Origin of the sequence: Marinitenerispora sediminis (assembly GCF_003336425.1) — a bacterium.
In the GTDB taxonomy this organism is placed as follows: domain Bacteria; phylum Actinomycetota; class Actinomycetes; order Streptosporangiales; family Streptosporangiaceae; genus Marinitenerispora; species Marinitenerispora sediminis.
Genome location: NZ_QEIO01000020.1, coordinates 17,836 through 37,795, shown reverse-complemented (window position 1 = coordinate 37,795; position 19,960 = coordinate 17,836). Strand labels below are relative to the sequence as shown.

Sequence of the window (19,960 nt, the reverse complement as noted above, 5' to 3'; positions counted from 1 at the left end):
AGCCGTTCCCAGCCACGGAGGCGTTCGCGTTACCGTGCGCTGCTGCGGCACATCGGCGGCCGGGTGCTCGGTTCGGTGGTGTCGCTGCTCGCGGTCATGCTCACCGGGTTCTTCCTGTTCCGGATCCTGCCCGGCGATCCGGTGCGCACCATGACCCAGGGCCGCGCGGTCACCGTGGAGCAGCTGGCCGAGCTGCGCCGGCAGTTCGGCCTGGACAAGCCCCTGCCGCAGCAGTTCCTCGACTACTGCCTCGGGCTGCTCCGGTTCGACCTGGGCACGTCGTTCCAGTACCGGGCACCGGTGGCCGAGCTCATCGCCGAGCGGCTGTGGCCCACCGTCCTGCTGGTGGGCACCGGAACGGTCATCGCCGCCATGCTCGGCCTGTGGCTGGGCACCCGGGCAGCGTGGCGGCGCGGGTCCGTCACCGACCGGCTCAGCACCGGCGTCGCCCTCACGCTGTGGTCGGTCCCCACCTTCTGGCTGGGCCTGATCCTCATCGTGGTGTTCGCCGGCGGCCTCGGCGGTGTGCTGCCGCACCTGTTCCCCACGGGCGGGATGGCCTCTCCCGGCGTCACCGGCTTCCTGCCGGGCGTCCTCGACGTCGCGCACCACATGGTGCTGCCGGTCACCACGATGGTCGCGGTGGTCTACGCCCAGTACCTCCTGATCATGCGCTCGTCGCTGCTGGACGAGATGGGCGGCGACTACCTGGTGACCGCCCGTGCCAAGGGGCTGCGCGACGCCCTCGTGCTGCGCCGGCACGCGGTTCCCAACGCGCTGCTGCCCACCGTGACCCTGATCTTCCTCAACCTCGGCGGGGTGGTCGCCGGCGCGATCCTCGTCGAGGCGGTGTTCTCCTGGCCCGGTCTCGGGATGCTCTTCTACGAGGCGCTGCGGGTGCCCGACCTTCCCCTGGTGCAGGGCCTGTTCATCTTCTTCTCGGCTTCGGTGATCTTCATGAACCTGCTCGCCGACCTCGTGTACCCGCTGCTGGACCCGCGGGTGCGCACGTGAGTGCGGTCGAGCCGCCGCCCGCCGCGGCGGGCGGGACCGGCGCCGGGTCCGAGCCGCCGCCCGGTGCGGGCGGCCCGGGCCCGCGGGCGCTCGCCCGGCAGCGCCGCCGCCGGGCCGCGGCGGCGTTCTGGCGCGCCTACGCGGCCAACCCCGCGGGCGTGGCCGGGCTGGCCGGGCTGCTGCTGTTCATCCTGGTCGCCCTGAGCGCGCCGCTGTTCGTGGACACCGCCGACCTGTCGGTCACCCGCGCACCCGGAAGCCCCTACCAGCCGCCGAGCGCGGAGTATCCGCTCGGCACCGACAACTTCGGCCGGTCCGTCCTCGACCTCGTCGTCTGGGGATCGCGGGTCTCGCTGACGGTCGGCTTCCTGGCCACCCTGGTGTCGGTGGCGCTCGGCGCGCTCATCGGGGTGGTGGCCGGGCATTTCGGGGGATGGACCGGCACCGTGCTGATGCGCGTCACCGACTGGTTCCTCGTGCTGCCCACCTTGGTGCTCGCCATCGCGCTGGCCACCGTGCTGGACCGCAGCGTCTTCACGGTGATCCTCGCCATCGGCATCACCGCCTGGCCGACCACGGCGCGGCTGGTGCGGGCGCAGACGCTGGCGGTGGAGGCGCGGCCCTACATCGAGCGGGCCCGGGCCCTGGGCGGCGGCCACTGGCACATCATGGGGCGGCACGTGCTGCCCAACGTGATGCCGCTGGTGCTCGCGCAGACCACCCTGATGGTGGCGAGCTCCATCATCGCCGAGTCGACGCTCGCCTTCCTCGGCCTCGGCGACCCCACCACGATCTCCTGGGGCGGCATCCTGCAGGACGCGCGCAACGCCGGAGCGGTCAGCTCCGGGGTGTGGTGGTACCTGCTGCCGCCGGGGCTCGCCATCGCGCTCGTCGCCCTCGCCTTCACCCTGTGCGGGCGGGCGCTGGAGGGCGTGCTCAACCCGCGACTGAGGGAACGCCGGTGAACTACCTGGAGGTCCAGGACCTGACCGTCAGCTACCGGACGGCCGCCGGCGAGCTGCCGGCCGTGCGCGGCGTCGACCTGGCGGTCGCGCCCGGCAGCAAGGTCGGGATCGCGGGGGAGTCGGGCTGCGGGAAGTCCACGGTGGCGCTGGCCCTGCTGCGGCTGCTGCCCGCCTCGGCGCGCATGGGCGGCCGGATCCTGCTGGACGGCGAGGACGTCCTGACGATGCGCTGGGGGCGGCTGCGCGCGGTGCGCTGGGCCGGTGCCTCGATCGTCTTCCAGGGGGCCATGCACTCGCTGAACGCGGTGCACCGGATCGGCGACCAGATCGCCGAACCGATCCTGCTGCACGAGAACGCCACCCCGGCCGCGGCGGCCCGCCGCGCCGGAGAGCTCCTGGAGCAGGTCGGGCTGCCGGCCCGCCGCGCGGCCGCCTACCCGCACGAGCTGTCCGGCGGCCAGCGCCAGCGGGTCATGATCGCCATGGCGCTGGCGTGCGGGCCGCGGCTCATCGTCGCCGACGAGCCCACCACCGCGCTGGACGTGATGATCCAGGCGCAGATCCTGCGGCTCATCGACCAGCTGGTCGGCGAGCACGGCATCAGCATGCTGATGATCAGCCACGACCTGTCGGTGCTCGCCGACACCTGCGACCGGCTCGCCGTCATGTACGCGGGGCGGGTGGTCGAAGAGGGGCCGGCCGACCAGGTGTTCCGCTCGGCCCGGCACCCCTACGGTGCGGCGCTCGGCGCCGCCTTCCCGACCATCGGCGACCCCGCCTCGCGCCGCAGCCCGCGCGGCCTGCCGGGCGATCCGCCGGACCCGGCCGCGATGCCGGCGGGCTGCGCCTTTGGACCGCGGTGCCCGGTGGCCGAGCCCCGCTGCGCGGAGACCGACCCCGTGCTGTGGCCGGCCGGGCCCGACCGGGCCGCCGCCTGCGTGCGGGTGCTCAGCGACGAACAGGCGAGGGGGGCGGGCGTGCCGGCCGGCGGCGCCGCGCCGGCGGAGCAGGTCGCCGCCCACCCCGAGAAGGAAGGCCGGACGCCATGACAGCCGAGACCGAGCAGCCGGACCGGCCGGGGGCGCCGCCGGTAGCCGGAGTGCCCGGAACCGGTCCGGCGGTGCTCGGCGCCGCCGGTGTCCGGGTGGAGTTCCGGGCCCGCGACGGGCGCGGTACGGCGCGCGCGGTCGACGGGGTCGACCTGGAGGTGCGCGCCGGCGAGATCGTCGCCCTGGTGGGTGAGTCCGGCTGCGGCAAGACGACGCTGGCCCGCACCCTGCTCGGCCTGGAACGGCCCACCGCCGGACGGGTCGCCTTCGAGGGCCGGCCGCTCGGCTACCGCGCGAAGGAACTGAAGGCGTTCCGCCGCCGGGTGCAGCTGGTGCTGCAGGACCCGAGCGGCTCGCTGAACCCCCGGCACACCGTGTACGACGCGGTCGCGGAGGGCCTGCGCATCCACCACGGGAGCGCCCCGGACGAACGGGAGCGGGTCGCCGCCGCGCTGGCCCGGGCCGGCCTGCGCCCGCCGGAGCGGTTCTTCCTGCGCTACCCCCACGAGCTGTCGGGCGGGCAGCGGCAGCGGGTGGTGATCGCGGGCGCTCTGGTGCTGGAGCCGGAGGTCATCGTCGCCGACGAGCCGGTGGCCTCGCTGGACGCGTCGGTGCGCGGCGAGATCCTGGCGCTGCTGCTGCGCCTGCGCGAGGACCTGGGCCTGTCGGCCCTGGTGGTGACGCACGACCTCGGCCTCGCCTGGAACATCGCCGACCGGGTCGCGGTGATGTACCTGGGCCGGGTGGTCGAGGTCGGCCCGGTGGAGGAGGTGCTGACCGCGCCGCGCCACCCCTACACCCAGGCCCTGCTGTCGGTCCTCCCGGAGGCCCCCGGCCGTACCCCGGTCGTCCTCACCGGCGAACCCCCCGACCCGGCCCGCATCCCCGGCGGCTGCCGGTTCCACGCCCGCTGCCAGGTGCTGTCCTCCGGTGAGGCCGAGCGGGCCGGAGTGGCGGACCGCTGCCGCACCGAGGACCCGGGTGTCCTCACCAGCGCGACCACGGCCCAGGTGGCGTGCCACTACGCGGCGGCAGCGGCGCGCAGCGGCGCAACGGAGGACTGACGGCCCGCCAGCCGCGCGTCGCTACTGAGCCTGGACGGGCAGGACGTTGCTGGGCACGTCGAGCCACACCCGCTGCCCGGCCGCGTCGATCGTGACCCCGAACCGCTCGCGTTCCGGCTGCCCCCAGCCGACCCAGGTGAGGTAGGCCCGCTCCGCCTCGTCCCAGAGGTCGCGGGGGCCGCGCTGCTCGACGCCGCGGCGCAGGTAGCCGGGGTCATAGGCGACCCGGGCCTGGGAGTCGGCGCTCCACAACCACGCCTGGTAGCGGCCGTCCGTTCCGCCGGCGCCGTGGCCGAACACGCCCGGCAGCTGCCCGGCGACGGCGGCGTGCGCACCGGGAGGGCCGTCCAGGACCCGGCGCGGGTCCAGCAGGGTGGAGCTCTCCCGCCACCCGCCGTCGGCGGCGAAGTCGGGGGCGACGGGACGCTGGGCGCGCAGCACCATGTAGGAGCAGCCGCCGGTGAGCCGGCCCACCGCGCGGCCGTCGCCGGTGCCGGCGAGCCGGAGCCGGTGCCCGTAACCGATGCCGGGCAGCCAGGGCAGCGCGATCGTGCCGCCCGGCCGGGTCTGCACCACCCACGCGTGCGGGATGTCGCGGACGCCGCAGGTGACGTGCACGCCGTCGTAGGGTCCGCCGCCCGGCCATCCGGCTGCGCCGTCGGCCACGACGAGTCCGGGGGCGAACCCGACCGCGCGCAGGTTCGCCGCGGCCCGCGCGGCGACGTGGGGGTCGATCTCGACACTGGTTACCCGGTCGGCCCCGAGGACAGCGGCCAGCAGCGCGGCGGTCCACCCGGTGCCGGTGCCGATCTCCAGCACGTGGTCCCCCGGGAGCGGCGCCAGCAGTTCGAGGAACGCCGCCACCATGCCAGGAGCGGACGCCGAACTGGTGGAGTCGCCGTCGCCGGCGGCCAGCGGGGTGTCGCCGTCGTCCAGCTGGGTGACGATCGCGGTGTCGGAGTAGACCGCCTGCCACCAGACGTCCGGGGCGGTGTGCCGGTCGATCGGGTACCGCCGCGTGGTGTCGGCGGACACGGCGACGGCCACCGGCGGGATGAAGTGCTCCCGGGGCACCGCGAGCATCGCCTCCCGCCAGCGCTGGTCGGTCAGCTGCCCCGACCGGCTGAGAGCGGCCACGAGAGTGGCGGGCAGGGTCATGGGGGTTGGGGTTTCTCCCGCGTCCCGCCGCCGGGCGACTGGGGGTCGGGGTTGGTCGGCGGTGGCTCGTACGGCTGGCCGGGCTTGGGCTGGCCTTCGTGGCGACCCATGCGACCTCCAGAGCGGGTGGACGTGGTGCGGTGAGCGTAGCCGCCGTAACGTGCCTGGTCAGGCGGTTGTCCGATCTCGGTCAACGGCATCTGCGTGGTACCCCGGACGTGACGTCGCCGCCGGATCGGCATATCGGGCACTTCACCGAGTGTGACGTCGCGGCGCCCCGAGTCAGGTCGGCCCCCGCCTGATACCCGGGACGGGCGGCGCCCCCGAAGCGGGCGCCCGGTTCGCGTTAGGTTAGGCTAACTTCGCCAGATTTCCGGTGGGGTGGGAGGACCTGAGCGTGACGACGACGGAGGCGCCGCGCCCGACCGGATCCGGTCCATCCGGGTCGCCCGCCCCCGAGCAGGGCGCGGACCTGCCGCCGTCGCCCGCCCCCCTCACCGCCTGGACCCGCCGTTCCCTGCTGCGGCACGTGCTGGTGCGCAAATGGGGCGCGCTCGCCGCCGCCCTTCCGCTGATCATGGCGCACCAGGTCGGCGAGGCCATGGTCCCGGTGATCGTCGGGCTGGTCATCGACGGTGCCGTGGCCACCGGCGACGTGCGCCGCGGGCTGCTCGGGCTCGGGCTGCTCGCGGCCGTCTTCGTCGCGTTCTCCTGGAGCTACCGGATCGGGGCGCGGATCATCGAGGGCGTGGCCCAGGGAGCCGAGCACGAACTCCGGGTGGAGCTGGCCCGGCGGGTGCTGCACCCGCGCGGCGGAGCCGAGCGCGGCCGGCAGCCCGGCGCGCTGCTCAGCGTCGCGACGTCCGACGCGCAGCGGACCGCCATGCTCACCACCGCCGTCGCCATCACCGCGGCCGCCGTGACCGCCCTCGCCGTCACGGTCGTGGCTCTGCTGCGGGTGTCGGTCCCGCTCGGCCTGCTGGTGGCCGTCGGCCTGCCGCCCGTGCTGTGGCTGACCCACGCGCTCGGCCGCCCGCTGGAGCGGCGAAGTGCGGTAGAGCAGGCGCGGGTCGCCCGCGCCGCCGGGCTGGCCACCGACCTCGTCCGCGGGCTGCGGGTGCTGAAGGGCATCGGCGCCGAACGCGCCGCGGCCGATCGCTACCGCGCGGCCAGCCGCGACTCGCTGCGCGCCACCCTGCTCGCCGCCCGCGCCGAAGGGCTGTACGAGAGCGGCGCCCCCCTGGTCACCGGAGCCTTCCTGGCGCTCGTCGCCTACGTCGGTGGCCGCCTCGCGCTGGCGGGCGACATCACGGTCGGCGAACTCATCGCGGTGGTCGGGCTGGCCCAGTTCCTGATCGGGCCCATGCAGCGGCTGTTCCGGGCCGGCGCGGTGTTCGCCCAGGTGCGGGCGTCGGCCGACCGGGTCGCCGAGGTGCTGTCGGCGCCACCGGCGGTCGGGGCGGGCACGACCGAACCCGCGGACACCGCGGGCGCGCTGCGGCTGGACGGCCTCGCCCACGGCGCCCTGCGCGGCCTCACGCTGGAGGTCGCGCCCGGCGAGGTCGCCGGAGTCGTGGTGCCGGATCAGGCCGCCGCCACCGCGCTGCTGGACTGCCTCGGCCACCGCGTCTGCCCGGCGGCGGGCGCGGTGCTGCTGGACGGGGTGCCGCTGGACCGCCTCGCACCGGACCGGGCGCACGCCGCGATCCTGGTCTCCGACCACGAGGCCGACCTGTTCGAGGGCAGCGTGCTGGCCAACGTCACCGCGGCGGCCCGCGACCACGGCCGGGTCCCCGACGCGCTGGCCGCCGCCGCGGCCGACGAGGTCGCCGCGGGCCTCCCCGACGGCCTGGACACGGTCGTCTCCGAACGCGGACGCTCGCTCTCCGGCGGCCAGCGCCAGCGCGTCGCCCTCGCCCGGGCCTTGGCCGCCGACCCGCCGGTGCTCGTCCTGCACGATCCGACCAGTGCCATCGACGCCGTCACCGAGGCTCGCGTCGCCTCCGGCCTGCGCGCGCTGCGCACCGGCCGCACCACCGTCGTGCTGACGACCGGCCCGGCGCTGCTGGCGGTCTGCGACCGTGTCGTGCTGGTCCTCGACGGCGGGATCGCGGCAACCGGACGACACGCGGATCTGGTGCGCGACAACGCCGACTACCGCGCGGCGGTGCTGTCATGAGGTCCCGCCGCCATCCCGGAGCGCCGGCGGACCGTCCAGCGGCGGCTCGGCACCGCACCCTCGGCGCCCACCGGTACTTTCTCGGCCCGGCCGGGGGCTGGGCGCCGTGGGAGCCGGTGCCCCGGCCCGCGGCGGCCGGCCGGCCGGTCCCGGCGCGGCACGGGTTCGGCCGGGGAGCCGCTGATGGGCCTCGCTCCACCGGGTGCCCAGGCCCGTGGATTCGCCTCGCGGCCCCGCCGGACGATCGTGCGTGGAAACGGCGGCAGGTGTCCGCGGTACCGCCGTACCGGGGTGGGCCGGGCCGGGAGGCCGAAGCCCCCGGGGCCGGTGTGTCCGGCGCGCTCCGGACCCTCCCGCGCCATTGCCGCCCGGCGGTCTCGGCCACGCGGCGCGGCCTGTCGCCGCATCGGTGCGGGCTGCCGGCGCCGCGGTGCCCGACATGCGGGGCAACGGATTCCGTGGGAGCCGGCTACCCGGGTCGGAACGGCCGCGCCTCCAGGGGCGACGGGCGGGAGCACCGCCGGGCCGCTGCCGGCAGGTGCCGTCCGGTGCGCGGCCTTCGCGACCACCGCACCGATGTGCGCATGCGGTGTGGGCCCGACCTTCCGGTGCCCCGGCCCGCGGCGGCCGGGCGGCCGGTCCCGGCGCGGCACGGGCCCGCTCCCGTCGCTGCCGGTCGGTGCCGTCCGCGCGGCGGCGCCGGGCGGGCCGGAGTGCCACCACGGCCGACCCCGGGCGCCCGGCGTCGCGGGGACGGCCGCGTCCCCGGCCGGGCGGCCGGAGTAGAGGCGGGCTGCTCGGCGCCCCTGACGGGCGACGCGGGTGCTCCCGCGGCCTCCGACCGGGGCCGCCCGGCCTCCGGCGCGTCCTCCCGCCGGACCGGTGTGCGCACGCCTCGCGTCCCCCGCCGCCGACCGCGCGGGGCCGCTCGCGCCTGCCGCCGTGTACGGACGGCGCGGACCGAACACCCGATCGGCCGGCATCCGCGCCAGCGGCCCTCCCGGCTCCGGCAGCCGCCCGGCCGTCCCGAACCCCAGATGGTGGTGTCGCCGTGACCTCCCGCGTCCCCCTGCCCACCGCCACCGCCGCGCAGACCCGGCGGGCGCTCGCGCGGCTGCTGCGGCCGCACCGGGCGCTCGCCGCCGCGACGCTGGCCGTCCTCGTCGCGGGCGCCACCGTGCAGATGGCCGGGCCGCTGCTGCTCGGGTACGTCGTGGACGTCATCGCCGACGGCCGTCCCGCGTCGGCGCTGGTGCTCCCCGCCGTGCTGCTGCTGGCCGTCGCCGCGGGGCACGCGGCGCTGTCCGCGCTGGGGACTGTTCTCACCTCGCGGCTCGGTGAGACGGCACTGGCCCGGCTGCGGGAGCGGGTCATGGACCGCGCGCTGCGGCTGCCCATGAGCCGGGTGGAGCAGGCCGGGAGCGGCGACGTGGTGGCGCGGGTGGCCGGCGACGTCGCGGTCATCGCCACCGCCGTGCGCGAGGCGCTGCCGGCCTTCGCCGGGGCCGGTCTGACCGTGGGGTTCACCCTGATCGGGCTGGGGGCCCTGGACTGGCGGTTCGCGGCCGCCATGCTGTGCGCGGTGCCGATCCAGGCGTTCGCGCTGCACCGCTACCTGCGGACCTCCGGGCCGCTCTACGCGGAGCAGCGCATCGCCGAGGGCGAGCGCGCGCAGCAGCTGCTCGACTCCGTCGGCGGCGCCGCCACGGTCCGGGCCTTCGGGCTGTCCGACCGGCACACCGGGCTGGTCGCCGCGCGGTCGCGGACGGCCGTGGACTTCGCGCTGCGCGTGGTCGGCCTGCGCAACCGCTTCTTCGCCCGGCTGAACGTCGCGGAGTTCACCGGCCTGGCGGCGATCCTGGTCGCCGGGTTCCTCCTGGTCCGGGCCGACGCCGTGACGATCGGGGCGGTGGCGGCCGCGGCGCTGTTCTTCATCCGGCTGTTCGATCCGATCAACGTGCTGCTGTTCCTCTTCGACCAGGTGCAGGAGGCCGGCGCCGGGCTCGCGCGGCTGGTCGGCATCGCCGACCTGGAGCCGCCGCGGGACCCCGCCGAAGCGCCCGTCCCAGCGGGGGCGTCGGTGCGCGTGGCCGGCGTGCGCCACGCCTACACGCCGGGCCACGACGTGCTGCGCGGTATCGACCTGGAGATCGCGGCGGGCACTCGGGTCGCCCTCGTGGGGGCGAGCGGCGCCGGCAAGACCACGCTCGCCAAGCTGATCGCGGGCGTGCACCAGCCCACCGCCGGGACGGTCGCCATCGGCGGCGTGCCGCTGGAGAGCCTGGGGGCCGCCGGAACGCGCGAGCGGGTCGCGCTCGTCACGCAGGAGGTGCACGTGTTCGCCGGTACCCTCGCCGACGACCTGCGGCTCGCCCGCCCCGAGGCGGGCGACGCGGAGCTGCGTGCCGCCCTCGACCTCGCCGGCGCCCTGGAGTGGGCGCAGGCGCTGCCCCAGGGGCTGGCGACGGCTGTCGGCGACGGCGGCCACCGGCTGACCGCCACGCAGGCCCAGCAGCTCGCGCTGGCCCGCCTGGCGCTCGCCGACCCCGAGGTCGCCGTGCTCGACGAGGCCACCGCCGAGGCCGGCAGCGCGGGCGCCCGCGTACTGGAGGCCGCCGCCGACCGCGTGCTGGCCGGACGTACGGCGGTGGTCGTGGTGCACCGCCTCACCCAGGCGGCCACCGCCGACACCGTCGTCGTCCTCGACGCGGGCCGGATCGTGGAGAGCGGCCCGCACGCCGCCCTGGTGGCCGCGGGCGGCCGGTACGCCGACCTGTGGGCTGCGTGGTCCACGGCGAACCTGCCCGGACAGCGGTGAGCAGGACTTCCCGGTTCCGCCGGTCGTACTTCCTGGTTTTCGGAGTCCATGGCGGGGGTCGTCGAAGGAAGGCGGCGGCCGTGGTGGTCGGAGCACGCCGGCGCCGGGGCGGCCGCCAGGAGGAAGGACCAGCTCACCCCTCCCCGCGGAGGTCAGCGAGGCGGAGCCCACCGCCGGGGCCGACGGTGAGGTGCCTCTTCGTGGGCTGACACGATCGCGGCCGACCAGCCGTGGTTGTGGACGGGCGAACGGCGGGAGAGTGAGAGGGCGGCCGGCCGTCAGACCGCCGAGGGGGATGTGACGGTGTACCGCCGTGCGGGTACGCACGGACCCCGGGCCACCATGATGGGCCCGCCCGCTCTGACCTCCGCCTCAGCGTTCGGTGCCATGCGGCCCGCGCCGTCCGCTGACCGGGCGCAGCAGTTCGGTGACCGTGCGGGCGTCGGCCACCCCGTCGGCGGGCAGGCCGTGCGCCTGCTGGAAGGCGCGCAGGCCCGCGCGCAGTTCGGTGGGGACCGACGTGGTGTCCAGGTAGCCCAGTTCGACGAGCCGGGCGCGGAGCTCGCCCGGTTTCGCCTCGGGGACCACCACGTCCGCCGCGAAGACGCTCGCCAGCAGTGCGCCGAGGAACCGCGCCGTGTCGCGGACCCCGTGATGGGCGGAGCCGCCGGCGGACCCCCGCGGACCGTTCGGCCGGTGCGGTGCGTGGATGCTCGCCATCGTCGTCACCCTTCCCCTGCTCCCCGGGAGGCCGCCGGGACCCCTCCGACACTCCCGAGTATGCGCGCCGAGGGTGAGACCGGCAGGCGCGCGGGTTTGGAGTCCGGTCAAGCCCGGCGGTTCCCCGGGACGGCTGGCAGCCGGAGGGGCGCCCCGGCCGGCCGGGGCGCCCGGTCCGATCGGCCGGTCAGGTCAGCGCCGGCCGGTCCAGGGTCAGGACGGCGCGGTCGGCGTCCAGGACCGCCGGCACGCCCAGCGGGACCGTGAGCTGGCTCGGGCAGTGGCCGAACCCCAGCTCCCACACGACCGGGACGCCGAGCGGGGCGAGCCGCTCCAGCAGGAGGTCGCGGATCACGTCCAGGTCCGGCGTGCAGTCCTGCCACGAGCCGAGCGCGATCCCCGCCACCCCGCGCAGCCAGCCGCTGCGCAGCAGCTGGGTGAGCATGCGGTCGATGCGGGAGACGTCCTCCCCGACGTCCTCCAGCAGCAGGATGCCGCCCGCCGCGGACCCGCGGCTGTGCGGGGTGACCAGCCCGTCGCTGAGCAGGCTGAGGTTGCCGCCGATGGTGGTGCCGCGCGCCCGGCCGGGCACCAGCGTGGCGGCGCCCGGCGAGGTCAGCTCCAACCGCGACTCCGGCTCGAACAGGGTGGCGCGCAGCTCCGCCGGAGTACGGGCGTCCTCCAGGAAGTCGCGGCTGGCGATGACCGGGCCGTGCAGGGTGGCCACGCTCAACTCCGTCGTGAACGCCTCGTGCAGCGCGGTCACGTCGCTGTAGCCCACCAGCGCCTTCGGCCGAGCACGGCGCATCGCGGCGAAGTCCAGCAGGTCCACGGTCCGGTGGGCGCCGTCGCCGCCGCGGGCGCACAGGACCGCCGCGATGCCGGGGTCCAGCCACGCGTCCTGGAGGTCGCGGGCCCGGTCCGCGTCCAGCCCGGCCAGGTAGCCGAAGCGCGGATGCCGGTCCCGCACGTGCCGGCCCAGCACCACCTCCAGCCCCCAGCCGCGCAGCACCTCGCACGCCGCCGCCAGCCGCTCGGGGGTCGGCGGGCTGCACGGGGCGACCACCGCCACGCGGTCGCCCGGGCGCAGCCGCGGCGGCCGGACCACCCGGCGGCGCGGGCCCGCCCCCGCGGTCACGGCCGCAGCTCCACGTGCGGCACGTCGGCCTCGAACCCGAAGACCTGCGCGTACAGCGACAGCTCCGCGTGCAGTGCCGCCACGATCGTCTCCTCCTTGCGGAAGCCGTGCTGCTCGCCCTCGAACGTCAGGTAGGCGTGCGGGACACCGCGCCCGGCGATGCGCTCCAGGAAGCGCTCCGACTGCACCGGCGGGCAGATCTCGTCCTCCAGCCCCTGCAGCAGCACGAACGGCGCGGTGATCCGCTCGGCGTGGTTGACCGGGGACCGCTCCTCGTAGCGCTCCCGCGCCGCCGGCCATGGGCCGACCAGGCTCTCCAGGTACCGGGACTCGAAGTCGTGCGTCTCGCCGGTCCGCCAGCCGGCCAGGTCCAGGATCGGGTACTGGATCGTCCCGCACCGGAAGACATCGGTGAAGGTGAGGGCCGCCGCCGTGGTCCATCCGCCCGCGCTGCCGCCCCGGATCGCCAGCCGGCGCGGGTCGGCGACCCCCTGGTCGGCGAGCGCGCGGGCGACCGACACGCAGTCCTCGACGTCGACGACGCCCCAGCTCTCCCGCAGTCGCTCCCGGTAGGCGCGGCCGTGTCCGGTGGAGCCGCCGTAGTTGACCTCGGCCACGCCGATGCCGCGGCTGGTGAAGTAACTGACCTCCAGGTCGTGCACCATGGGCGACCGGCTGGTCGGCCCGCCGTGCACGAAGATCACGAACGGCGGCAGCTCGCCCTGCGGGCCGGCGGCCTGCGGATGCCGCGGCTGGTACACGTTCGCGTGCACCTCCCGGCCGTCCTCGCCGGTGAACACCCGCGCCTGCGGCCGCGGCAGGAAGTCGGCGAACGGATCCTCGGGCCGGTCCTGGGAGCGCGGACGGGTCAGCGACCGCCACTCGCCGGTGACCGTGGAGACCGCCACCACCTCGGCGGGCAGCGCGTCGGCCGCGGCGACCCCGATCACCCAGGCGTCCGCGGCGCCGCCCGACGTCAACTTGCCGAACCACTCGGTGTGCGGGGTCGCGACATCGGTGATCGTCCCGGAGTCGGGGGAGAGCAGGCCCAGCGCGGTGGTCGCGCGGCCGTGCACCACCGCGATCCGGCCGTCGCGCAGCGGCCGCAGCCAGGAGCTCCCCAGCTGCCACAGCGGCCCGCCGAACTCCTCCTCGCGCCGCGCCAGGTTCACGGGTCCGCGCTCGGCCCGACCCTCGGGGGACAGGCTGACCTGGTACGGATTCCACCAGCCGTCGGGATCGGTGAGGCAGTACAGCGTGTCGTCGGCGCCCCACTCCGCCTGGACGACCGCCTCGTGCGGCCCGCCCGCCACCGTGCGGGCCTCCCCGGCCCGGCCGTCGGCCGACACCTCGCACACGTGCAGCCGGGTGGCGTCCCACGGCATGTCGGGGTGGTCCCAGCTGATCCAGGACAGCCGGTCGCCGGAGGGGGACACGCGCGGGCAGGCGAGGAAGTGCCCGCCGGCCACGATCACCCGCACCGCCGACGGGTCTTCGGCCGCCGAGCCGTCCAGCGGCACGGCCACGATGTCGCGCCGCACGTCCGTCGGGTCCGGGCCGAGGTGGGTCTCCCGCACGCACCACACCTCGGTACCGCCCGGCGGGATGATCGGCTCGACGTAGCGGATCGCGGAGCGGACCGGCGGCTGGGGAGTCAGCGGCGCGGCGGCCGGCGGCTCGGCCGGTTCCCGCCCGTCCGGACCCGGCGCCGGGCCCGGCTCGAAGCGGTACAGCCGCTGGTCGGAGTACTCACTGAAGACCACGACCGGCCCCGAGCCGGCGCCGCCGCGTGCCAGGACATAGGGCCGGCCGCCGTACTCGTGCACCCGGCTGCGCACGTTCCACGGCGCGGGCAGCACCGTCTCGGCCCGAACGGAGGGGAGGTCCAGCCGGGACCGGCACAGCGTCACGCGGCCCTGCTCGTGCGGGCGCGGCTCCGTCCACCAGACCTCGTCGCCGAGCGCCGTCGGCCAGTTGGGGATGCCGTCGTGGCGCGCCACCGCGCCCGCGTCGATGGGGGACGGCCAGGCGCCGTAGGGCAGGGTTCTCTTGCTCACTCCGGGGTCCTTCCTGTTCCTGGTCTCCCGGTCGTCGACGGGAGCGGGGGCGGATGGGTCGGCCGCCGGTCCCGCCGGCGGCACGGAGGAGGGACGCCGGTCAGCCGGCGGACGTCAGGAACCGGTCCAGGACGCGCGCGCCGAACCGCAGCGCGTCCACCGGGACGCGCTCGTCGACGCCGTGGAACAGCGTGCCGTAGTCGAGGTCCGGGGGCAGCCGCAGCGGCGTGAACCCGTAGCCGGTGATGCCGAGCGCCGCGAACTGCTTGGCGTCGGTCCCGCCGTTCAGGCAGACCGGTACCACGTGGCCCTCGGGGTCGTGCGCGAGCAGGGCGGAGCGCATCGCGGCGAAGGTCGGCGACTCCACGGGCGAGACGAGCGGCTGTGAGCGGTGCTGGTACGCCCACTCCACCGCCGGCCCGGTGAGCCGGTCCAGGGTCTGCTCGAACTCGGCCGCCGCCCCCGGCAGTACCCGGCCGTCGACTCCGGCCGACGCCGACTCCGGGATCACGTTCACCTTGTAGCCGGCCGCCAGCATGGTCGGGTTCGCGCTGTTGCGCACGGTCCCGGCGATCAACTGGCCGGTCGGGTCCAGCCGCTCCAGCAGCGGGTCGAGGTCGCGCTCGACGACGAAGCCGGGTGCGTCCAGGTCGACCTTCACCCCCATGGCCGCGCCGATCTCGGTGATGGCCGCGCGGGTCACCGGGGTCAGCCGGACCGGCCAGCGGTGCGCGTGGATCCGGGCCACCGCCTCCGCCAGCGCGCCGACCGCGTTGTCGGTATTGCTCCGCGAACCGTGCCCGGCGGTACCGTGCGCGGTGAGCCGCAGCCACGCCGTGCCGCGCTCGCCCGCGGCCACCGGGTAGAGCCGAACCGGCCGCCCGGTGACGGAGCGCGCGTGGTGGGTGTAGCCGCCCGACTCGCTGACGCCCTCGGTGCACCCCTCGAACAGGTCGGCGTGCTCGCGCACCAGCCACTCGGCCCCGTAGGCGGCGCTGTCCTCCTCGTCCGCGGTGAACGCGAGCACGACGTCGCGGCGGGGGCGCCGCCCGGTGCGCGCCCACGCCCGCACCAGCGCGAGCGTCATCGCCACGGCGTTCTTCATGTCGAGCGCCCCGCGCCCCCACACCATGCCGTCGCGCACCTCGCCGGAGAAGGGCGGGACGCTCCAGAGCGCGGGGTCGGCCGGCACCACGTCGAGGTGGCCGTGCAGGAGCAGGCCCGGCGCCGAGGGGTCGGACCCGGCGACGCGCGCCACCACGTTGGCGCGGCCGGGGGCGGACTCCAGGATCCGCGGCCGCAGCCCGGCGTCGGAGAGCCGCTCGGCGACGTACTCGGCGGCGGGACGCTCCCGGCCGTCGCCGCCGCCGCGGTTGGTGGTGTCGATGCGGATCAGTTCGGACGTGAAGCGGACGACCTCGTCGTCGACGACCGCCCAGTCGCCGCCGGGGGCGCCGGGCACCGTACGGTCAGCCATAGTTGGACTCCACCGCGTTGGAGATGAGGGTCATGACGGCTTTGAAGCAGCGGATCATCGCGAAGGCGTCCCGCGACGTATAGCGCACCCGCCGCTCGGCGACCCGCCGGACGCCCGGGACCAGGGCGGCGGCGCCGGCCAGGTGCGCCGCGTCCACCTCCACCTCGACGGTGAGCGGGTCGTGCCGGACGGGCTCGCCCCGGCCGGCCAGCGCCATGGCGGACTCGGCCGCCGCGCGGATGTCCTCCGCGGTGCGCGCGGGCGGCCGGCAGACCGCGGCGTAGCGCGACACGTACTCCTTGACCGCGACGGTGCGGGCCTGCGGCGCGTAGCCGGCGGCATCGACGCAGGCGCGGTCGTCGCCGGTGACGAGGACGACCGGCGAACCGAACTCCGCGACGACCTGGGCGTTGAGGCGCCCCTCGCTGGCGGGCTCGCCGTCCAGCCACACTCCGGTGACGGAGTTGGGCAGGTAGGTGTGGGCGAGCACGCCCTCGGCGCCGGCTCCGGCGTGGTAGCCGAGGAACGCCACCCCGTCGACGTCGCCGCGCTGCACGCCCTCCACCATGCTGAGGTCCTTGTGGCGGCCGGTCAGCATGACGGCGCGGTCGTCGAGCCGCTCCAGGAGCAGGTTGCGCATGGTGGCGTGGGCCTCGTTGACGAGCACCTCGGTGGCCCCGCCGGCGAGGAAGCCCGCGACGGCGGCGTTGACATCGGAGGTGAACATCGCGCGGCACCGCTGCCACTGCTCGGTCCCCGGTTCCACGTCGGCCGGCCAGGTCACCCCGGTCGCGCCCTCCATGTCGGCAGAGATGAGGATCTTCACGGGGCCCGACCCTATGCCTTTCCGCCTGTGCGGCGCACCTGTTCCACTCAAGCCCGTGGGCGCTGGTGGCGGGTGGGGCCACAGGTGCGCGGGAGGCGGCCTCCGCCGGGGATCACGGGAGGGTGAGGATCTCCGCGCCGTCGTCCGTGATCACGATGGTGTGCTCGAACTGGGCCGTGCGGCTGCGGTCGGAGGTGACGGCCGTCCACCCGTCGTCCCACAGGTCGTAGCCGATCCCGCCCAGCGTGATCATGGGCTCGATGGTGAACGTCATGCCCGGCACCATGACGGTGTCGGCGCGGGGGTCGTCGTAGTGCGGCACCACCAGGCCGGAGTGGAACTCCGGGCCCACCCCGTGGCCGGTGAAGTCGCGCACCACGCCGTAGCCGAACCGCTTGGCGTAGGACTCGATCACCCGCCCGATGACGTTGATCTGCCGACCCGGCCGGCAGGCCCGGATGCCGCGCATCGTCGCCTCGCGGGTGCGCTCGACCAGCAGCCGCGACTCCTCGTCCACGTCGCCGGCGAGGAACGTGGCGTTGGTGTCGCCGTGCACGCCCCGGATGTAGGCGGTGATGTCGATGTTGACGATGTCGCCGTCGGAGATGACGGTGTCGTCCGGGATGCCGTGGCAGATGACCTCGTTCAGCGACGAGCACAGCGACTTGGGGAAGCCCTTGTAGCCGAGCGTGCTCGGGTAGGCCCCGTGGTCGCACAGGAACTCGTGGCCGACCCGGTCGAGCTCGTCCGTGGTCACGCCCGGCTCGACGTGCTTGCCGACCTCCTCCAGCGCCTGCGCGGCGATACGGCCGGCGACGCGCATGGCCTCGATGGTCTCGGGGGTCTGGACGTCACCGAGCACGCCCTCGACCGGCCGCTTGCGCCCGACGTACTCCGGCCGCTCGATGTGGGACGGGACCGGACGGGGCGGCGACAGGCGCCCGGGAACCAGCGGAGTAGTCATGGGGACAGAGTGTAGTTGCTGTGTCCGGGATGCCGGGAACGCCGACGCAGGTGGGGCGCCCGCCGCGGGCGGGTAGGAGCTCCGTGGAGCCGGCCGTCGCGCACGGCGGCCGGTGTGACGCGGCGCGGAGGAGAGGTACCGGATGAGGGACCGCGACGAACTGCCGGACGGCGACCACCAGTGGTGGTTCTGCCTGAGGCACAACCGCCCCGAGTACGGGCCCGGTTGCCCCAACAAGTACCGGCTCGGCCCGTACCCGGACGAGGCGGCGGCCGGCGACGCCCTGGCCACCGTCGCCCGGCGCAATGAGCAGTGGGACGAGGAGGACGAGCGGGACTGACACGGGGCCCGGCCGGCCCCGGACCCCCGGGAAGGGGCCGGTCAGTCCAGGATGCGCGGCCCGCTCACGACGTCGAGGAACCGCGAGATGCGGTCCCGCAGGCCGTGGCGCTGCCGCCGCTCCGCGGGCTTGCCCGCCGCGCTGCTCACCAGGTGCTGCATCCCCTCGAACGACACCGGTGCCTCGACCGGGTCGAGGCTGATGGCGTCGTGCGCGAGCGCCGCGAGCTCGCGGTCGCCCTGGTCCAGCGCGAGGATCGTCGCCCCGGTGCGTCGGGCGTCGTCGATCCGCTCCAGGAGCGGGATGGGCGCCTCCCGCTCCGGGCTGACCACGAACAGCGTCTCGCCGCGCCGGGCTTCCGCCAACCGGTCCAGGCCGATCCGCAGGTGCGCGGGGGCGTCGGGGGAGGGGTTCCAGCGCAGCAGGGTCGGAGAGAGCTGCGGCAGGCCCGCGTAGCGGCTCTCGTCGGCCAGATGGGCCGCGAGGTGCCAGGGCTCCTCCTCGGGGGTGCCCACGAGCAGCAGCCCCCCGGCCTCACGGGTGTCGCGCAGGGCGCGGGCGAACTCCTCGGTGCGCTCCAGCCACGGAGTGGCGGCGAGGAGTTCGCGCAGTGTCGCTACGTGCTCGGCTTCCACACCCCCATGGTGCCGTATCCGTCCGGCCGCGCGCAGTCATGCCGCCGAAGAGACCGCCGCCGTTGCGGGACTGCTCCCCTCGGGGCGCGTCCGGGGAGGCCAGGGGGAGGCGGGCGGCGGGCCGGTGCTCGGATCCGGCCGAACACGGCCCCCCGTCGGCAGCGCACGGCGCGCACCCCTGGAATGATCGGGGCATGGCAGACCAGAAGTCACCGCACGACCTTCCCGACGTGTCCGGGCTGCGGATCGCGGTCCTCGGCGGCACCGGCGACCAGGGACGCGGCCTGGCCCGGCGGTTCGCCCTGGCCGGGCACGAGGTGGTCATCGGCTCGCGCAGCGCGGAGCGCGCCCGGACCGCCGCCGCGGAGCTGGGCGACGGCCTCCCGGTGAGCGGTGCCGACAACGCCGCCGTCGCCGAGCAGGGCGACGTGGTCATCGTCGCCGTACCGTGGGACGGCCACCGCGACCTGCTCGCCGGCCTCGCCGACCGCCTCGCCGACAAGATCGTGGTGGACTGCGTCAACCCGCTCGGGTTCGACAAGCAGGGCGCGTTCGCGCTGCCGGTCGAGGAGGGCAGCGCCGCACAGCAGGCCGCGGCCGTGCTGCCCGGCAGCCGGGTGGTGGCCGCGTTCCACCACGTGTCCGCCGCCGTGCTCCTCGACCCCGCCGTGGACGAGGTGGACCTCGACGTCCTCGTTCTCGGTGACGACCGCGCGGCCACGGACACCGTCCGCGCCCTGGCCGCCCGCATCCCGGGCGTCCGCGGCATCTACGGGGGCCGGCTGCGCAACGCCCACCAGGTCGAGGCGTTCACCGCGAACCTCATCTCCATCAACCGCCGCTACAAGGCGCACGCGGGCCTGCGCGTCACCGACGTGTGAGCCCTTCCCCCGGCCGGCGCGGACGGGGGAGGCGACGGCGCCGCGCGGCACCTGCCGCGCCGGCCCGGCCGGCGCCGCGCGGGCCCCGCTGGCGGCCGCCGCGGGCTCCCGCGGGTGCGTCAGGAGGTGGTCGCGCAGCCGGCCGAGGGCGGCCAGCACGGGTACGGCCGTGTGCCGGGCCTGCCCGCCGAGGCCGGCGGTGGCCTGCCGGACCACGGAGCCGGCCCCGCCCGCAGCGGGCACGCTCCCGTGCGGCCGGTGGTAGCCCGACGGCCGCCCGCCTGGCGGTGGGCAGCGGCCGGCCCGGCCCGGTAGGCGCGGAGGCGTCCTTGGCGTCGGCCGCCGGAGGCGCCGCGTCCGCCTGAAGACCCGCCCCACGCCGGGTTTCCGGCTTACCTCGGAGAGACGCCGCATAAGCAGGTCTTCCGTTGGCCGCTCCGGCCCGCCCCGTCGGCTCCGGTCGGACGGGAGTCGTGGTTCCGGGGGCGGGGGCGACCGTGCCGGCGAGGAGCTGTCCGGCCCTCCGTGCCGAGGGGCGGCCCGCTTGGGTCGGGGCGGACCCGGGTACGGGGAAGCCGGCCGGTAGCGCGTGCGGCGCGTACGACTGGTCGTTCACCGGGCGGTCCCGGCACGCGCGTCCGTGCTCGGCCAGGCCGGCCGGCAGCGCCGCGCACC

General features: G+C 76.1%; 16 protein-coding genes. 8 read left to right on the top strand and 8 right to left on the bottom strand.

Annotated features, from left to right (window positions below; genetic code table 11):
* The first annotated feature begins 96 nt into the window (after nucleotides 1-96).
* The 4 genes from DEF28_RS06165 to DEF28_RS06150 are packed head-to-tail and all read left to right on the top strand — an operon-like array spanning nucleotide 97 to nucleotide 4,092.
* On the top strand, nucleotides 97-1,014 hold the full coding sequence (locus DEF28_RS06165) for an ABC transporter permease (RefSeq protein WP_114397439.1): 918 nt from the start codon (nucleotides 97-99) through the stop codon (nucleotides 1,012-1,014).
* Entirely contained in the window at nucleotides 1,011-1,979 is a 969-nt protein-coding gene (locus tag DEF28_RS06160; protein WP_114397425.1) for an ABC transporter permease, read from the top strand. Before DEF28_RS06165 ends, DEF28_RS06160 begins: the two co-directional genes overlap by 4 nt.
* The gene (locus DEF28_RS06155; protein WP_114397424.1) at nucleotides 1,976-3,028 is read left to right on the top strand and encodes an ABC transporter ATP-binding protein; all 1,053 of its coding nucleotides are present in this window, start codon (nucleotides 1,976-1,978) and stop codon (nucleotides 3,026-3,028) included. Before DEF28_RS06160 ends, DEF28_RS06155 begins: the two co-directional genes overlap by 4 nt.
* Complete coding sequence (locus DEF28_RS06150) at nucleotides 3,025-4,092, top strand: oligopeptide/dipeptide ABC transporter ATP-binding protein (RefSeq protein WP_114397423.1); 1,068 nt, start codon at nucleotides 3,025-3,027, stop codon at nucleotides 4,090-4,092. The genes DEF28_RS06155 and DEF28_RS06150 overlap by 4 nt, the downstream gene beginning before the upstream one ends.
* A 21-nt stretch (nucleotides 4,093-4,113) precedes the next feature.
* On the opposite strand, the gene DEF28_RS06145 is transcribed toward DEF28_RS06150, so the two are convergent.
* Nucleotides 4,114-5,250 (bottom strand): methyltransferase domain-containing protein, encoded by a 1,137-nt coding sequence (locus tag DEF28_RS06145; RefSeq protein WP_114397422.1) that lies wholly within the window; start codon nucleotides 5,248-5,250, stop codon nucleotides 4,114-4,116.
* Between the two features lie 397 nt (nucleotides 5,251-5,647).
* Between DEF28_RS06145 and DEF28_RS06140 the strand changes: the two genes are divergently transcribed.
* Both DEF28_RS06140 and DEF28_RS06130 read left to right on the top strand, forming a co-directional pair.
* Nucleotides 5,648-7,429 (top strand): ABC transporter ATP-binding protein, encoded by a 1,782-nt coding sequence (locus tag DEF28_RS06140; RefSeq protein WP_220270005.1) that lies wholly within the window; start codon nucleotides 5,648-5,650, stop codon nucleotides 7,427-7,429.
* A gap of 1,051 nt (nucleotides 7,430-8,480) precedes the next feature.
* The gene (locus DEF28_RS06130) at nucleotides 8,481-10,247 is read left to right on the top strand and encodes an ABC transporter ATP-binding protein (protein WP_114397420.1); all 1,767 of its coding nucleotides are present in this window, start codon (nucleotides 8,481-8,483) and stop codon (nucleotides 10,245-10,247) included.
* A gap of 372 nt (nucleotides 10,248-10,619) precedes the next feature.
* Here the strand turns inward: DEF28_RS06130 and DEF28_RS06125 are convergent, their stop codons facing one another.
* The 6 genes from DEF28_RS06125 to map all read right to left on the bottom strand — a co-directional run bounded on the left by DEF28_RS06125 (nucleotide 10,620) and on the right by map (nucleotide 17,429).
* Nucleotides 10,620-10,967: a peptidoglycan-binding protein gene (locus DEF28_RS06125; RefSeq protein WP_114397419.1), complete on the bottom strand. Its 348-nt coding sequence runs from the start codon at nucleotides 10,965-10,967 to the stop codon at nucleotides 10,620-10,622.
* A 187-nt stretch (nucleotides 10,968-11,154) separates the two neighbouring features.
* Nucleotides 11,155-12,105: a S66 peptidase family protein gene (locus DEF28_RS06120; RefSeq protein WP_233515126.1), complete on the bottom strand. Its 951-nt coding sequence runs from the start codon at nucleotides 12,103-12,105 to the stop codon at nucleotides 11,155-11,157.
* Nucleotides 12,102-14,162: a S9 family peptidase gene (locus DEF28_RS28345; protein ID WP_233515125.1), complete on the bottom strand. Its 2,061-nt coding sequence runs from the start codon at nucleotides 14,160-14,162 to the stop codon at nucleotides 12,102-12,104. Before DEF28_RS28345 ends, DEF28_RS06120 begins: the two co-directional genes overlap by 4 nt.
* 100 nt (nucleotides 14,163-14,262) lie before the next feature.
* Nucleotides 14,263-15,639: a M20/M25/M40 family metallo-hydrolase gene (locus tag DEF28_RS06115; protein WP_114397418.1), complete on the bottom strand. Its 1,377-nt coding sequence runs from the start codon at nucleotides 15,637-15,639 to the stop codon at nucleotides 14,263-14,265.
* Nucleotides 15,632-16,465, bottom strand: a complete 834-nt coding sequence (locus DEF28_RS06110; protein ID WP_114397417.1) for a M55 family metallopeptidase — start codon at nucleotides 16,463-16,465, stop codon at nucleotides 15,632-15,634. The genes DEF28_RS06115 and DEF28_RS06110 overlap by 8 nt, the downstream gene beginning before the upstream one ends.
* 112 nt (nucleotides 16,466-16,577) lie before the next feature.
* Entirely contained in the window at nucleotides 16,578-17,429 is an 852-nt protein-coding gene (map, locus tag DEF28_RS06105) for a type I methionyl aminopeptidase (RefSeq protein WP_114397416.1), read from the bottom strand.
* 142 nt (nucleotides 17,430-17,571) lie between these two features.
* Here map and DEF28_RS06100 point away from each other — a divergent pair, with 142 nt between their 5' ends.
* Entirely contained in the window at nucleotides 17,572-17,769 is a 198-nt protein-coding gene (locus DEF28_RS06100; RefSeq protein WP_114397415.1) for a hypothetical protein, read from the top strand.
* Between the two features lie 41 nt (nucleotides 17,770-17,810).
* Here the strand turns inward: DEF28_RS06100 and DEF28_RS06095 are convergent, their stop codons facing one another.
* Nucleotides 17,811-18,404 (bottom strand): hypothetical protein, encoded by a 594-nt coding sequence (locus tag DEF28_RS06095; protein ID WP_181874271.1) that lies wholly within the window; start codon nucleotides 18,402-18,404, stop codon nucleotides 17,811-17,813.
* A gap of 194 nt (nucleotides 18,405-18,598) precedes the next feature.
* Between DEF28_RS06095 and npdG the strand changes: the two genes are divergently transcribed.
* Complete coding sequence (npdG, locus tag DEF28_RS06090; protein ID WP_114398959.1) at nucleotides 18,599-19,285, top strand: NADPH-dependent F420 reductase; 687 nt, start codon at nucleotides 18,599-18,601, stop codon at nucleotides 19,283-19,285.
* Nucleotides 19,286-19,960 lie beyond the last annotated feature (675 nt).